Origin of the sequence: Desulfovibrio cuneatus DSM 11391, assembly GCF_000430005.1 — a bacterium.
In the GTDB taxonomy this organism is placed as follows: domain Bacteria; phylum Desulfobacterota; class Desulfovibrionia; order Desulfovibrionales; family Desulfovibrionaceae; genus Frigididesulfovibrio; species Frigididesulfovibrio cuneatus.
Genome location: NZ_KE387019.1, coordinates 1 through 14,019, shown reverse-complemented (window position 1 = coordinate 14,019; position 14,019 = coordinate 1). Strand labels below are relative to the sequence as shown.

Genomic DNA, 14,019 nt, shown 5'->3' with positions numbered 1-14,019 from the left:
GGGTCATGGCATCACTCCAGCTTGAAATAGTCACCCCAGACCACCTTGTGCTGAGCAAGGAAGTGGACTATGTGGGTGCGCCAGGCGTGGAAGGTGAATTTGGCATTATGGCCAGTCACATTCCCTTCCTTAGCGCTCTGGCCATTGGCGGTTTGCATTACAAAGCTGAAGGCAAAACCCGTTTTGTCTTCATTTCCGGTGGCTTTGCCGAGGTTTCCGATAACAAGGTAACCATCTTGGCAGAATCAGCAGAAGAAGCAGAATGCATTGACACCGCCCGCGCCGATGAAGCCAGAAAGCGTGCGGAAGCACGCCTTACGGCAAAAAACGAGAACACTAACAACCTGCGTGCGGAAGCAGCCCTGACCCGCGCAGTTACCCGGTTGAACCTGGCAAACAGGGGGTAACGCGCAGCCACGTCTGCACCTTCCAGGTGTATGCACTTTGCCGCCACAGCGCTTTTGCACTGTGGCGGCAACTGTTTTTTCCCTTCGCGTACTCACTTCCGCCTTTACCGCTTGCAGCTAATACGCTATATTGCTGCCTTGCTGCAAACCTTTACCCCTACAATTATATGGAAATTTCCGGACTCATCGTTGGGCTTGGCAACCCAGGCAAAGAATACGAGCTAACGCGCCACAACTTTGGTTTTATGGTTGTGGATGCTTTTTTGGCAGGTCTTGCCAACAGCGCAGACACCATTGCTGCCAAAAAAGCCCCGTATGAGCTCTGGCGAACCAAAGTGGCTAGCGGTGTATGGCTTTTTGCCAAGCCACTAACCTATATGAATAAAAGTGGTGAAGCCGTTGCCCACATACTGCATTATTATAAAGTGCAGCCCGAAACCGTTGTGGCCCTTCACGACGAGGTTGACATTCCCTTTGGCCGCATGAAAATGAAATGCGGCGGCGGCAATGCAGGCCATAACGGGCTCAAATCGCTCCAGCAGCACCTGGGCACCCCCAACTTTCACCGCATTCGCCTGGGTGTTGGCAAGCCGCTGGGCTTTGATACCTCTTCCTACGTGCTGGGGCGCTTTAGTGCAGAAGAACGTGCCCACCTGCCCACACTTATGACAGAGGCGTGTGATGTGCTGTATTTGCACATGCAAGGGAAAGAACGCGAAGCCCAAACCCGCTGTAATTCCTTTGCCCTGCCTGCTGTGACTCCATAGACTATTGCACACTTAACTCATTTCATTCAGTATCGCTCTCGCCATGGGCGCTCCGCTTCCGGGTTTCGCGCTGGCAAGTTCAAATCCTGCGGGCTCCTGCCACGGAAATGTTTATTCCCGCCCTTGCCCCTAGACGAAACCTGGTTCGTAGCGTATGTTCTAAAAAAGAGCGTACTCATCTTTTCCCTCCCCCATGTATAGCCAACGCCCTTCCTTCTCTTTTTGGCCATTTTGCCAAACCGGGCATTCCCGCGCACAGTGAAGCACGGGATTTATGACCAGGAGCCTTTCGTGTTTACCCCTGAACAGCTTATAGTATACCCAACCCAAGGGGTGGGTAAAGTGCTTCGAATTGAACACAAAAATGTTGGCGGGCAAGAAGTTGCCTTCTACATTATTGAAATAATTACTAACAACGTAACCGCCATGGTGCCTGTGGCTAATGCAACTGCCGTAGGCCTGCGTACTTTATGCTCTCCCACTGAAGCAGCCGCCGTGTTGACCTCATTTGAAAACCGCACCGGCTTCACCGGCTACACCGGGCAAAACTGGAACCGCCGCTACCGTGAATATACCGAACGGCTGAAAAGTGCTGCTCTGGTGGATGTATGCTATGTAGTTAAAGACCTGTTGCTCATTAGTGGGGAAAAAGATCTTTCCTTCGGAGAACGCCGCCTGCTGGAACAAGCCATGGGGCTTGTGGTTTCAGAGCTCAGCATGGTGCTTGAGCGCTCTGTTGAGACAATAAAAGCCGATATCGAAGCGTATTTTGCAGATATTCTGGAAAAAAAAGAATAAGTCCTTGCCAACAGGAAGAAGTTACGTTAGGTAGCGAGAAATCGTTTCTGCATTATTGCTGCCACAATGATAGCAGGTATACGCATCCATCTTATTCAATTCGTCTGTTTTACTCCATAGTGCAGCTCGGCATAACACATTGGTGTTACGTTTTGCCATGGGTATAAGTTTCCCCTTGGGGAAAGGACCATTCTATTCACACTTCTGACACTGTTTTGAACCGTATGCCTTACCTAATGACACAACCCTTTTCCGGATAAAGCAACTGCAAGTTCACGCATGTTTGCCCATGCTTATTATATAACTATGCAACAATCATGTGTGTCTTTACCCGTTTTCCCCATTTGTGGAATGCGGCCCCGTCTGGCTTCTCCTTTCGCCGAACAAACTAACCCTTATATCCATTATGCGTAAAAAGAAAAGCGCCACACCCGCCATGGAAACAGATGAACAAGGCATGAATCTTTCTGAACTGAAAACAAAGAGCATGATAGACCTCATGGCCCTAGCCGAGGCCTATAATGTAGAAAATGCCAGCAGCATGCGTAAGCAGGAGCTTATTTTTGCCCTGCTGCAAAATTGCGCCTCACAAAACGGGGCTATTTTTGGCGATGGCGTGTTGGAAATCTTACCTGACGGTTTTGGCTTTTTGCGCTCCCCTTTGTGCAGCTATATGCCTGGGCCTGACGATATCTATGTTTCCCCCTCCCAAATTCGGCGTTTCAGCCTGCGCAAAGGCGACATTGTTTCCGGACAAATTCGCCCCCCCAAAGAAGGCGAACGCTACTTTGCCCTGCTCAAGGTCAACGAAATCAGCTTTGAACCACCTGCCAACGCCAAAAACCTTGTCCTTTTCGATAACCTCACGCCCATTTACCCTGAGCGTCGCATTCCCATTGAAAATGGCAATTCTTCCAATGCTGGCAGGGTTATTGACCTTATGGCCCCCATTGGCTGCGGGCAGCGCGGTATTATTGTTGCCCCCCCCCGCACAGGCAAAACCATTCTGCTGCAAAACATGGCGAATGCCATTAATGCCAACCGCCCAGACATTTACCTTATTGTACTGCTTATTGACGAACGCCCCGAAGAAGTAACCGACATGGAACGCACCGTAAAAAATGCCGAGGTTATTTCTTCCACCTTTGACGAACCACCTCAGCGCCACGTACAAGTGTGTGAAATGGTTCTGGAAAAAGCAAAACGCCTGGTGGAACGCAAACGCGACGTAGTTATACTGCTGGACTCCATTACCCGCCTTGGTCGTGCGTACAACGCCGTAACGCCCTCTTCCGGCCGGGTGCTTACAGGTGGCCTAGACGCCAACGCCCTGCAACGCCCCAAGCGCTTTTTTGGTGCCGCCAGAAATATTGAGGAAGGTGGCAGCCTGACCATTATTGCCACAGCCCTTATTGACACAGGTTCACGCATGGACGAAGTGATTTTTGAAGAATTCAAGGGCACCGGGAACATGGAAATTTACCTGGACCGCCACCTTTCCGAAAAACGTGTCTTCCCTGCCATGGACATTAACAAGAGCGGTACACGCAAAGAAGAGTTACTCCTTTCCGAAGATATTCTGAAACGGGTGTGGATTTTACGTAAAATTCTTTCTCCCATGAACCCCATAGACAGTATGGAGTTTTTGCTGGAAAAAATGAAATCCACAAAAAACAACAACGACTTCTTGAACTCCATGAATAAATAGTCCACAATACCGGGGTACGGGGCAACGCCTTGTACCCCGGTTTATTTTATGTGTGGACTGGTGTGGAGTATTCACGGCAGCCGCAACTTTTCGTTGAGAATTGTAATTTTCCGCGTATACTGCACTCTTGTGTAGGCATTTACTGCGGCAACATGCCACACGCCTGTGCAACCCGTTTATGTCTGGAGGAACCATGTCCACCCCCGCCCTGAGTGCGCTTATTCAACTGCTGCGAAACACGGCCGCCAGCATACGCTCCATTGAAGCAAAGGCAGAAGTTGCCTTGCAGGCGCATAGCAGCACCACCTTCCGCGACCTGATGGAAGAAAAAGCCACAATGCTGGCAGAACTGGCAGACAACGCTTGCCCCCTTGGGCAGGCCCTTGCCCCGGAAGAATCGGTTATTGCCATGAATGCCATCAAGCAGTTTTCTACTTCAGCAGAAGCAGCCCTGGGCCTTGGCTCACACTTTTATATGTTTGCCCTGCTCTACCCAGACACCCACGTTAAAGGCACCCCCAACAACCTGGACCTTCTCATTGAACGGCTCTGTGCATTGCAGTCGGAATAACCACGCACGGCAGAGTGCCGCTTTCTTCTGCTGGCATTTTCCACATCATTTTTTGCAACCGCTTACCCTGCACCATCTTATATGAAACAACGCTCCATTCTGCTTACCCTTCTCTTGTGCCTGGCAATTGCCAGCGGCTGCGCCGAAAAGAAAAAGCCAACCCCGGTGGTGCCAAGCTTTCCTGAAAAGCCCCATGCCACCATGCAAAAAAGCAAAGGCCCACAAGCTTCTTCCGTACCAGGGGGCACCGGCTATGCCATTGCTGGCGGCTGGGGCTACGGGCAGTCAACTGCCATTGTTCTTGCAGTACCCCGCGGGAAGCCAAAACAGCAGTACCACAACACTATTCCTCTTGAAAGCAAGCTGGTACGCCTGCGCAATGAAGTGGAGTTTTCCCAAACTCCGGCCAAAGGAGAACGCCTGCTGGTGGTTGACCACGGCAGGGTTGCCCGCACGGTGTGTACCCGTAATGGGAAAATGTACGCTGTATGGCGCGCGCACATGCACGTTATTGCAGAACGCACCGCCCCGGCCCTATATGCAGAGCTTTCCAAGAAAAACCTGCACGAAAGAGCCACCTCTGCTTCCCGCGCCATTTCCCGCCAGGTGCACCGTGAATATTGGTTTGACGTAACAGACACGTTTAACGCCAAGCACACCAAAAAGAAGCCAGAAGACTGTGACTTTTCCGGGGCAAAGCTATAGCGGGACTATTGAGACAACACTGTTTTGCCGTACAACACAGAGTACGGCCTCAAAAAGAAGCAGGCGGGTGCAACCCGCCTGCTTCTTTTTGAGATCTGTTCCGCTACTCTTTGCTTACTTGGAGCAGGTAACAGTGAAATAGGCTTTGGCATGGGCGCATGCAGGGCACTTTTCCGGGGCGCTCTTGCCATCCACCACATAGCCGCAGTTAATGCAGTACCATGTAACCGGTGCTTCGCGTACAAATACCCGGCCTTCTTTAATGTTCTTGGCAAAATCAAGAAAACGCTTTTCATGCATGGCTTCTGCCACAGCAATGGAACGCATGGTAGCAGCCACTTCCCCAAAGCCTTCTTTTTCAGCCACAGCGGCAAAAGAGGGGTACATTTCAGTATGTTCGTGATTCTCACCAGCGGCAGCAGCCACAAGGTTATTTTCTGTGCAGCTAATAATACCCGCTGGGTAGGCGGCTACAATTTCAACATCGCCCCCTTCCAAAAATTTGAACAAGCGCTTGGCATGTTCCTTTTCCTGAGCAGCGGTAATGGTAAAAATTTCAGCCGCTTTCACAAAGCCTTCATTCTTGGCCGCACTGCTAAAAAAGTCGTAGCGGTTACGAGCCTGAGATTCCCCGGCAAAAGCGGTGAGGATATTTTTTTCGGTTTGGGTACCTTTCAAAGACTTCATATGAAACTCCTTTCGGTATAATAGAATTGTGAATTATTGCCAATTGCTGGTTCTACACTACACAACCCATAGAAAAAAGCAAGGCGTGGCGAGGAAAAAACCAGCGGCTATTTTCCTGAAAGTAAACTGCCACAATCATATGGCAGGCGCACCACTTGGCGTTGCAAGGCCGCCATGTGGGCCGTGCCCACCAGTTCCTGCGGTGCCATGGGGGTTGGGCGCTCCACCAGTCCACCCCAAAAAGCCAGCCACCCCACTACAGCACGGGGGCAAGCCCCGGCCTCCCGCAAGGCACACAGGGCAAGGGAATCATGCCTTTTAGCAAGGCGCTCTCCTGCCTCATTCACCAACAGGGGCACATGCAAGTAAGCCGGGGGGTGCCCCCCCAATAAATGGGCCAGCAACATCTGCCGGGGAGTGCTGGAAAGCAGGTCGCTGCCCCGCACCACCTGGGTAATATTCATGGCAAGGTCGTCCACCACCACCGCAAGCTGGTAGGCATATACCCCGTCGGAACGGCGCACGGCGAAGTCGCCTCCCTCTTCATGCAAGGAAAACTCCTGCGGCCCAAGAATGCCGTCTTCAAACGCCATGGTGGCATACTGGGGGGGAATGGCAACGCGCACAGCAGCCCGCCTGCCTGCCGCTTCATGGGCAAGGCACGCAGCCGGGGAAAGCCCCCGGCATAGCCCGGGGTATGGCGGCCCCAGTTCCCCGGCATGGGGTGCCCCGGCAAGGCTGCGCAATTCTTTGCGCGTGCAGTAACATGGGTAGGTGTGCCCTTGGGCTGCCAAGGCTTCCAGGGCTGCCGCATAACGGGCAAGGCGCTGGCTTTGCGTGTAGGGGGCATAGGGGCCACCGTTATCCGGGCCTTCATCCCAGTCCAGCCCAAGCCAGGCAAGGTCGTGCAAAATGCCTTGCACAAATTCCGGGCGGGACCGTGCAGGGTCAATATCTTCCATACGCAACACAAGGGTGCCCCCTGCCTGCCGGGCAAAAAGCCAGGCCAGCAAAAAGGCCCAGGCGTTGCCAAGGTGCAGGTTTCCGGTGGGGCTTGGGGCAAGGCGGGCGCGTATCATAACAAGAAGAGTATAGCCGTATATTGCCGGGAAATAAAGGGGGAGAGAAGCCCTAACTTCTTGACACTCACCACCGAGCCTTCTATCATCTTTCCTGTTCACAGCAACGCAGAAACCCTTTAACACCCCGCTTTGGAGCCGTCATGCCCATTCTGCCTCATACCAGAGCATTGAAAAAGTTTTCGCTGGAAACACCGGACACGCCTGAACTGTACCGCGACCTGTTCCCCTACTCCAGCATTTGCCGAAGCAACTTTGACAACGTGATTCTGGCCCCAAGCCCGGCAGAAGAACTTCATATTACCGACACCACCTTCCGTGACGGTCAACAGGCCCGCCCCCCCTATTCAGTAAAGCAAATTGCCAGAATTTTTGACCTGATGCACAAACTTGGGGGCAAAACCGGGCTGATTCATGCCACGGAATTTTTCATGTATTCGGAAAAAGACCGCAAGGCCATTGAGGTATGCCGCTCCCGTGGGTACCGCTTCCCGCGCATTACCGGGTGGATTCGGGCCCACATAGACGACCTGCAACTTGCCCGTTCCATGGAATTTGATGAAGTGGGCATGCTCACCAGCGTTTCCGACTACCACATCTTCCTGAAGCTGGGCAAAACACGCGAACAGGCAGCGGATGAATATTTCCGCCTTGCCGCCCAAGCCCTGGAATGGGGTATTGTGCCGCGCTGCCACTTTGAAGATATCACACGGGCCGACATTTACGGCTTTTGCATTCCCCTTGCCCAGCGCCTTATGGAACTGGCCAAGCAAAGCGCCATGCCCGTTAAAATTCGCCTGTGCGACACCATGGGCTACGGCATGCCCTACCCTGGTGCCGCGCTGCCACGCTCGGTGCAGCGCATTGTTAATGCCTTCACTGCCGACGCAGGTGTACCCGGTGCATGGCTTGAATGGCACGGGCACAACGACTTCCACAAAGCCCTGGTAAACGGGGTCACGGCCTGGCTTTCCGGCTGCGGCGCAGTAAACGGCACCCTGCTTGGCTTTGGGGAACGCACGGGGAACACCCCCCTGGAAGCCCTTGTGGTGGAATACATTTCCCTTACCGGGGACGACAGCGCGGCAGACACCACGGTTATCAACCAGATCGGGGAATATTTTGAAACCGAACTGGACTACCGCATTCCCGACAACTACCCCTTTGTGGGCAAAGACTTTAACGCCACCAGCGCTGGCGTGCATGTGGATGGCCTTTCCAAGAACGAGGAAATCTACAACATTTTCGACACCACCGCCTTGCTCGGCCGCCCTGTGCCCATTATTATTACAGACAAATCCGGCCGTTCCGGCGTTGCTTACTGGGTGAACAACACCCTGCGCCTGGAAGGGGACAAGGCTGTTTCCAAAAAGCACCCTGCTGTGGGCAAAATTTATGACGAAATTATGGAAGCCTACGCCAAGGGGCGCAACACGTCTTTCTCCAACAAGGAAATGACAACCCTTGTGCGCCGCGCCATGCCCGAACTGTTCACCACCGAATTTGAACGCATGAAGGCATTTGCCGGGCAGCTTTCCGCCAGCGTGCTGCGCCGTCTGGCCCAGGACACAGGCTTGATGCAGGCCAAAAACGGGCACTGTACCAGCCTGGATCAGTTTGTGGGCGAATACCCCTTCATCCAGTACCTGTACGCGGTGGATGTTAGCGGCAAGCTGGTGTGCTTCTCCTTTGCAGACCCGGCCTATGCCACCCATTACACAGGCATTCAGCCCGCTCACGACTACTCCGACCGCGAATGGTACAAGGTGCCCATGCGCACTGGCGACCTGCACATTATGGATGTGTACCAATCGTTCCATACCAAGCAGCTTATTATTACGGTTTCCTGCGCCATTACTGACCAAAATGACGCCATTGTGGGGGTTGTAGGGGCAGACATACAACTTCAGGAACTGCTGCGCCGTGCCGATGCCCTGCAATACGAAAACCAGATTGAAGAAGAGGAATAACCCATGCCCACCCCCATGGAAAAAACCGTATACTGGATTGAAGGCGACGGCATTGGCCCTGAAGTGTGGCAGGCTGCCCGCCCGGTAATTGAAACCGCCATTGCCAAAACCTATGGCACGGAGCGCCGCTTGGTTTGGCAGGAACTCCTGGCTGGCAACAAGGCCTATGAAGCCGAGGGCACCCCCCTGCCAGAAGCCACCCTGCGCACCCTGCAAGGGGCTGAACTGGCCATGAAAGGCCCGCTGGGCACCCCGGTGGGGGGCGGCATTCGCAGCCTCAACGTGGCCCTGCGCCAAACCCTGGACCTGTATGCCTGCATTCGCCCCATTCGCCACTTCACAGGTGTACCCAGCCCGGTAAAGCACCCGGAGCGCGTAAACATGACCATTTTCCGGGAAAATACGGAAGACGTGTATGCTGGCATTGAGTACGACGCCAAAACCCCGGAAGCCAAAAAGCTGGTGGCCTTTCTGCGTGAAGAATTTGGCGCTAAAATAAGCGACGATGCCGCAGTGGGCGTGAAGCCCATGACAGAGTTTGGCAGCAAGCGCCTTGTGCGCCGCGCCCTGCGCTTTGCCCTGGCCCAGGGCTTGCCCGGCCTTACCCTGGTGCACAAAGGCAACATCATGAAGTTTACGGAAGGCGGCTTTCGCCGCTGGGGCTATGAACTGGCTGCCGCAGAATTTGCCGAAACCACCTGCACCGAAGAAGCCCCCCAGGCAGGCAAGCTTGTGGTAAACGACCGCATTGCCGATGCCATGTTCCAGGAAGCCCTGCTGAACCCGGAACGCTACCACGTGCTTGCCACCCCTAACCTGAATGGCGACTACCTTTCCGACGCCATTGCTGCCCAGGTGGGCGGCCTTGGCCTTGCCCCCGGCGTGAACATGTCGGACTCCCTGGCGTTTTACGAAGCCACCCACGGCACGGCACCGGCCATTGCCGGCAAAGACATGGCAAACCCCGGCAGCCTTATTTTGTGCGGGGCCATGCTGCTGGAACACCTGGGCTGGAATGAGGCCGCCACGCGCATTACCCGCGCCGTGGAAGGGGCCATTGCCGCAGGCACTGTCACCCAAGACCTGGCCCGCCAAATGGCCGGGGCAATAACCGTGGGCTGCAAAGAGTTCGGCGAGCTGGTAACTGCTGCCCTGTAAGCGAAATAACGCATAATTGGGGAGGCTCAGGCCTCCCCATACCACTCCCCTACGCCGTCATTCCCCCTACGCGCCCACGCACGCACCCACTCCCCTACGCCACCACCACTCCCCTACGCGCCTCCCACTCCGTCTTCCCTGCGTAGGCAGGGAACCAGTATTCATGCCTTTTGCCTTTTCTCCAACGCCATCACCCTTCCCCCACACACACAAAACCGCCCCCGGCAGCTGGCACCAGGGGCGGCAATTAAAAAGGCAGGGCAAGCGGCACAGGCATACGTTCCCCTGTGCCGCCTTGTTTTTCGCCTTAAGAAGTAATCAGAATAACTTGCTGTTCAACAAACAGGTCATGGCCTTTATTATCCTGCCAGTGTTCGTATATTCTGCCATCTTCCGTTACCGTGCCACTTTGGTTCCAGGTAACGCCTGTAGCTTTCAGGTTCAAGGTATCGTTGGAATCGCCACGTACGTACAAATTGGCGTCACTTGCCCCGCCGGAAGCACTGGCCGTTGCCCAGGAAGACTTGGCAAGGTTGTCCAGCATAGCCTGGGTAAGGGTAAGAGAGTTTTTGGTACTGCCTTCCATGTCTAAGAGGATATTCTCGAAGTTAGTGACAGTGGCATTGGTATACAATCGCCCCAAGGAGTCCATTTCTCCGGCAGCTAATTTATCCAAGTGTAAATGCAACAGATCTTCACCCGTGCCACCATCAAGGAAGACATAACTTTTGGTGTTCGTACTCCCAAGCTGAGCATAAGAACCACATGATCCAGAAAATGCCGTCCCTGCCGTTAGCTCCAGCGTATCATTCCCGCTTCCCCCATCAATGACTATCTTCCCAAAAGCCATGTAGTATGCCGTAAGTGCGATATTAGACGAACTAATTTGGATAAGGTCATTTCCACTTCCCCCTTGTATCGTGACATCGTTCCCATAGCCCGCCATAACGCCCAAAGCAACATTAGCAGTGTACGGCTGATATGTACTGGTTATGGAAAGGGTATCATCACCGTCGCCAAGATTAATCAAGCTATCACCGTTATATGAGCTAAGAGTATAAGCCCTTATTCCCTCCCCATGCAGCCCCACACTATCATTTCCAGCCCCTGTAAAAATATTTCCTCCGTTGAATGCAACATTCCCGTAAGTGCCGCCAAATCCAGAAAGGTCTATAACATCATCTCCGCTACCGGTAAGTATATTGCCGTTCTTTACCACACCTTCAGCATGGGTAGTACCCCTAATAGTTACCAAATTATCTCCATCCCCCATGTCAAGAACGACCCCAGCCAATGGTGCGGTTGAACTGAAAGTATCATCACCTTCGCCAAGTGCCACTTTGGCATTTGCCAAAGTGGAGTTGCTGGTAAAAATATCATTCCCCTTGCTTGCTTCCTGGGCCACCAAACTTGAACCACCAGAGTCAATATCCACATACGTCTGGTGCGTTTCGCCATCCACATTGTCCGGGGAAATCCACTTGCCTTGCGGGTCGCGCACCACCACAACTTCCACGGTTTTCTGGTGAGTTATGCCAAGGCTGTCTTCATATTCATAGGTTATATAATCCTTCACCGGGGCAGTGCCTGTGCCCATAAGGGTGGCGGCGTTGGCTGCCAGCACATAGGTAATGGTGCCATCTGCATTAAACGTTGCCTTGCCGTATAGGGTGTTCACCGTACCCGTACTCACCATGCGGGCATAGTCGGCATCGTTGTGCTTCACATCGCCCTTGATGACCTTGCTGTTGATGTTGGCGGCGGTGCTGCCTGTGTACATAACAAAGCGGTCGTCAGCCTGTACTATAACCGGGGCATTTGGCCCGGTTTCCAGGTAAATAAAGGTTTCCTGCCCATTCACCATGCCCTTGTAGCAAGCAAACGGTTCAGTAAAGCCATTCAGTTGTATGTTTTCGCTCACCTTAGTAAAGCCTGCGGGCAAGGCAAACATGTCGGCTTTGTCGCCTGTAAACACCAACGACTTCATAACACCTTCAAAGTTCTTGGTATCAAAGTCCCGCAGCACGTTGGCAATGTCTATCAGGTCCATGCTCGTGCCGCCTGTGTAGTCCAGGTGCAGGGCTTCAAACTGCGTCGTATTGGTGGAGGTTATACCCCCAAAAGCGAAGGTACCTGTGCCGCCTGAAATTGCGGCAGTGCCGTTGGAATCTACCGAAAGATTGCGGTCCAGGCTCAGCATGTCGCCAATCTGGTGGGCGGTGCCATCGCCTGCCGGGCGGTCAATAAGGTCGCCTGCGGCGTCTGTGCCGCCGTTCAGGGTAGTGCCTGCACCAACTGCTGCCAGTTTCAGCACAGAACTTTCCAGGCGCACAATGTCGGTGCCCGTGCCACCGTCTATACTGGTGTAGGCCATGGCCACGCCAGTATTGATGCGGATGGAATCGTTCCCGGCATCGCCTGTAATACTGTTGACGGTGGTGGAAGCTGCGGCAAGGCTGCCTGTGTATTCAATGGTGTCGTTATCTGCCCCGCCGCTAATGGTAGAGCCTGTCATGGCCCCGGCAGACGTTATGCGTATGCTGTCATTCCCCGCGCCACCCAGCAGCGTGGCAAACTGCACGGCAGCCGTGGTGCCACTGGAGGTGATGTTCAATGCATCATCCCCCGCCCCCAGGTCCACCACCGTATTGGCTTTATTGGCAGCGGCATAGCCCTTGATGTTGCCAATAATAGTGAGCAGGTCGTTGCCGTCGCCAGCATCAATTTTACTTATGGAGGCAGCAGCACTGGAGGTGAGCGTGCCCTTCAAGGTCAGGTCATCATTACCGCTCTTCAGGTTCACGCTGCTGTTGGTCAGGTTGTAATCTATGCGCACGGTGTCGTTACCAGCTATGGGGCCAACGCCGTCTGTGTCGCTGGAAGCGCTTTGGTCTGCGCCCGTAAACGCCACATACGTTTGGTGCGTTTCGCCGTCTATGTCGTCCGGGGAAGTCCACTTGCCTGCGGCATCCCTCACCACAACCACTTCAACGGTTTTCTGGTGGGTTATACCATGGCTGTCTTCATACTCATACGTAATGTAATCCAATACTCGTGTGGTGCCTGTGCCCATAAGGGTGGCGGCGTTGGCGGCCAGCACATAGGTAATGGTGCCATCCGCATTAATGGTGGCTGTGCCGTACAGGGTAGCCACGCTGCCCGCGCTCACCATTCTGGCAAAATCGGCATCGTTATGCTTCACATCCCCCTTAATGACCTTGCCATTGATGTTGGCGGCGGTGCTGCCTGTGTACATAACAAAGCGGTCGTCAGCCTGCACTATGCTTGGGGCATTGGCTCCAGTTTCCAGGTAAATAAAGGTTTCCTGCCCATTCACCATGCCTTTGTAGCAGGCAAACGGCTCAGTAAAGCCATTCAGTTGTATGTTTTCACTCACCTTAGTAAAACCTGCGGGCAAGGCGAACTTGTCGTTACTATCCCCGGTAAACACTAGCGACTTCATAACGCCTTCAAAGTTCTTGGTATCAAAGCCAGCCAGTACTTTATCAATATCTATCAAGTCCATGCCTGTGCCGCCTGTGTAGTCCAGGTGCAGGGCTTCAAACCCGGTGGTATTGGTGGTGGTGATGCCCCCAAGGGCGAAGGTGCCTGTGCCGCTGGAAGCCGTAGCCGTACCGTTGGAATCTACCGAAAGGTTGCGGTCCAGGCTCAACATGTCGCCAATCTGGTGGGTGGTGCCATCTCCTGCCGGGCGGTCTATGAGGTCGCCAGCGGCGTCCGTGCCTCCTTCCAGAAATGCTTGGGAGCTCATGACTGTCAGTTTCAGCACAGAACTTTCCAAGCGCACAATGTCGGTGCCCGTGCCACCGTCAATGTCTGTGTAGGACATGGCCACACCAGTGTTGATGCGAATGGAGTCGTTCCCAGCATCGCCTGTAATGGTGTTGGCAGTGGTGGAAGCTGCGGCAAGGCTGCCTGTGTATTCAATGGTGTCGTTACCGTCCCCGCCGCTAATGGCAGAGCCAGTCATGGCCCCGCCAGACGTTATGCGCATGCTGTCATTCCCCGCGCCGCCCAGCACCGTGGCAAACTGCACGGCAGCCGTGGTGCCACTGGAGGTGATGTTCAATGCATCATCCCCGGCCCCCAGGTCCACCACCGTGTTGCCCTTGTTGGCAGCGGCATAGCCCTTGATGTTGCCAATAATA

General features: G+C 53.9%; 11 protein-coding genes. 8 read left to right on the top strand and 3 right to left on the bottom strand.

The features are described from left to right. The first annotated feature begins 5 nt into the window (after window positions 1-5). The 6 genes from G497_RS0115055 to G497_RS0115030 all read left to right on the top strand — a co-directional run bounded on the left by G497_RS0115055 (window position 6) and on the right by G497_RS0115030 (window position 4,956). Window positions 6-407, top strand: a complete 402-nt coding sequence (locus tag G497_RS0115055) for a F0F1 ATP synthase subunit epsilon (RefSeq protein ID WP_027188764.1) — start codon at window positions 6-8, stop codon at window positions 405-407. A 167-nt stretch (window positions 408-574) separates the two neighbouring features. After that, a complete protein-coding gene (pth, locus tag G497_RS0115050) occupies window positions 575-1,174 on the top strand; it encodes an aminoacyl-tRNA hydrolase (protein WP_027188763.1) in 600 nt (199 codons plus the stop codon). Window positions 1,175-1,465: 291 nt separating this feature from the next. Next, the gene (locus G497_RS0115045; RefSeq protein ID WP_027188762.1) at window positions 1,466-1,972 is read left to right on the top strand and encodes a CarD family transcriptional regulator; all 507 of its coding nucleotides are present in this window, start codon (window positions 1,466-1,468) and stop codon (window positions 1,970-1,972) included. A gap of 406 nt (window positions 1,973-2,378) precedes the next feature. Beyond that, complete coding sequence (gene rho, locus G497_RS0115040) at window positions 2,379-3,680, top strand: transcription termination factor Rho (RefSeq protein ID WP_027188761.1); 1,302 nt, start codon at window positions 2,379-2,381, stop codon at window positions 3,678-3,680. Window positions 3,681-3,873: 193 nt separating this feature from the next. Beyond that, on the top strand, window positions 3,874-4,251 hold the full coding sequence (locus G497_RS0115035) for a hypothetical protein (RefSeq protein ID WP_034638233.1): 378 nt from the start codon (window positions 3,874-3,876) through the stop codon (window positions 4,249-4,251). Window positions 4,252-4,332: 81 nt separating this feature from the next. Continuing rightward, window positions 4,333-4,956, top strand: coding sequence for a hypothetical protein (locus G497_RS0115030; RefSeq protein WP_027188759.1), 624 nt, complete (start codon window positions 4,333-4,335; stop codon window positions 4,954-4,956). A gap of 114 nt (window positions 4,957-5,070) precedes the next feature. On the opposite strand, the gene rbr is transcribed toward G497_RS0115030, so the two are convergent. Then, window positions 5,071-5,643: a rubrerythrin gene (gene rbr, locus G497_RS0115025; protein WP_027188758.1), complete on the bottom strand. Its 573-nt coding sequence runs from the start codon at window positions 5,641-5,643 to the stop codon at window positions 5,071-5,073. Window positions 5,644-5,750: 107 nt separating this feature from the next. Further along, on the bottom strand, window positions 5,751-6,722 hold the full coding sequence (gene gluQRS, locus G497_RS18590) for a tRNA glutamyl-Q(34) synthetase GluQRS (protein ID WP_034638230.1): 972 nt from the start codon (window positions 6,720-6,722) through the stop codon (window positions 5,751-5,753). A 143-nt stretch (window positions 6,723-6,865) separates the two neighbouring features. On the opposite strand from gluQRS, the gene G497_RS0115015 reads away from it, so the two are divergent. Both G497_RS0115015 and icd read left to right on the top strand, forming a co-directional pair. Continuing rightward, window positions 6,866-8,692 carry a triose-phosphate isomerase gene (locus G497_RS0115015; RefSeq protein ID WP_027188757.1) on the top strand — a complete coding sequence of 609 codons (1,827 nt, stop codon included), beginning with the start codon at window positions 6,866-6,868 and terminating at the stop codon, window positions 8,690-8,692. A 15-nt stretch (window positions 8,693-8,707) separates the two neighbouring features. Further along, window positions 8,708-9,850 carry an NADP-dependent isocitrate dehydrogenase gene (gene icd, locus G497_RS0115010; RefSeq protein ID WP_027188756.1) on the top strand — a complete coding sequence of 381 codons (1,143 nt, stop codon included), beginning with the start codon at window positions 8,708-8,710 and terminating at the stop codon, window positions 9,848-9,850. Between the two features lie 307 nt (window positions 9,851-10,157). Here icd and G497_RS0115005 read toward each other — a convergent pair. Further along, a partial coding sequence (locus G497_RS0115005; protein ID WP_027188755.1) for a beta strand repeat-containing protein occupies window positions 10,158-14,019 on the bottom strand: 3,862 nt, incomplete at its 5' end.

What these genes read in the sequence shown, in the direction of transcription:
- pth (WP_027188763.1), top strand. Translation starts at nt 575, where the DNA reads ATGGAAATTTCCGGACTCATCGTTGGGCTTGGCAACCCAGGCAAAGAA.
- G497_RS0115055 (WP_027188764.1), top strand. Translation starts at nt 6, where the DNA reads ATGGCATCACTCCAGCTTGAAATAGTCACCCCAGACCACCTTGTGCTG.
- icd (WP_027188756.1), top strand. Translation starts at nt 8,708, where the DNA reads ATGGAAAAAACCGTATACTGGATTGAAGGCGACGGCATTGGCCCTGAA.
- rbr (WP_027188758.1), bottom strand. Translation starts at nt 5,643, where the DNA reads ATGAAGTCTTTGAAAGGTACCCAAACCGAAAAAAATATCCTCACCGCT.
- gluQRS (WP_034638230.1), bottom strand. Translation starts at nt 6,722, where the DNA reads ATGATACGCGCCCGCCTTGCCCCAAGCCCCACCGGAAACCTGCACCTT.
- G497_RS0115035 (WP_034638233.1), top strand. Translation starts at nt 3,874, where the DNA reads ATGTCCACCCCCGCCCTGAGTGCGCTTATTCAACTGCTGCGAAACACG.
- G497_RS0115030 (WP_027188759.1), top strand. Translation starts at nt 4,333, where the DNA reads ATGAAACAACGCTCCATTCTGCTTACCCTTCTCTTGTGCCTGGCAATT.
- rho (WP_027188761.1), top strand. Translation starts at nt 2,379, where the DNA reads ATGCGTAAAAAGAAAAGCGCCACACCCGCCATGGAAACAGATGAACAA.
- G497_RS0115015 (WP_027188757.1), top strand. Translation starts at nt 6,866, where the DNA reads ATGCCCATTCTGCCTCATACCAGAGCATTGAAAAAGTTTTCGCTGGAA.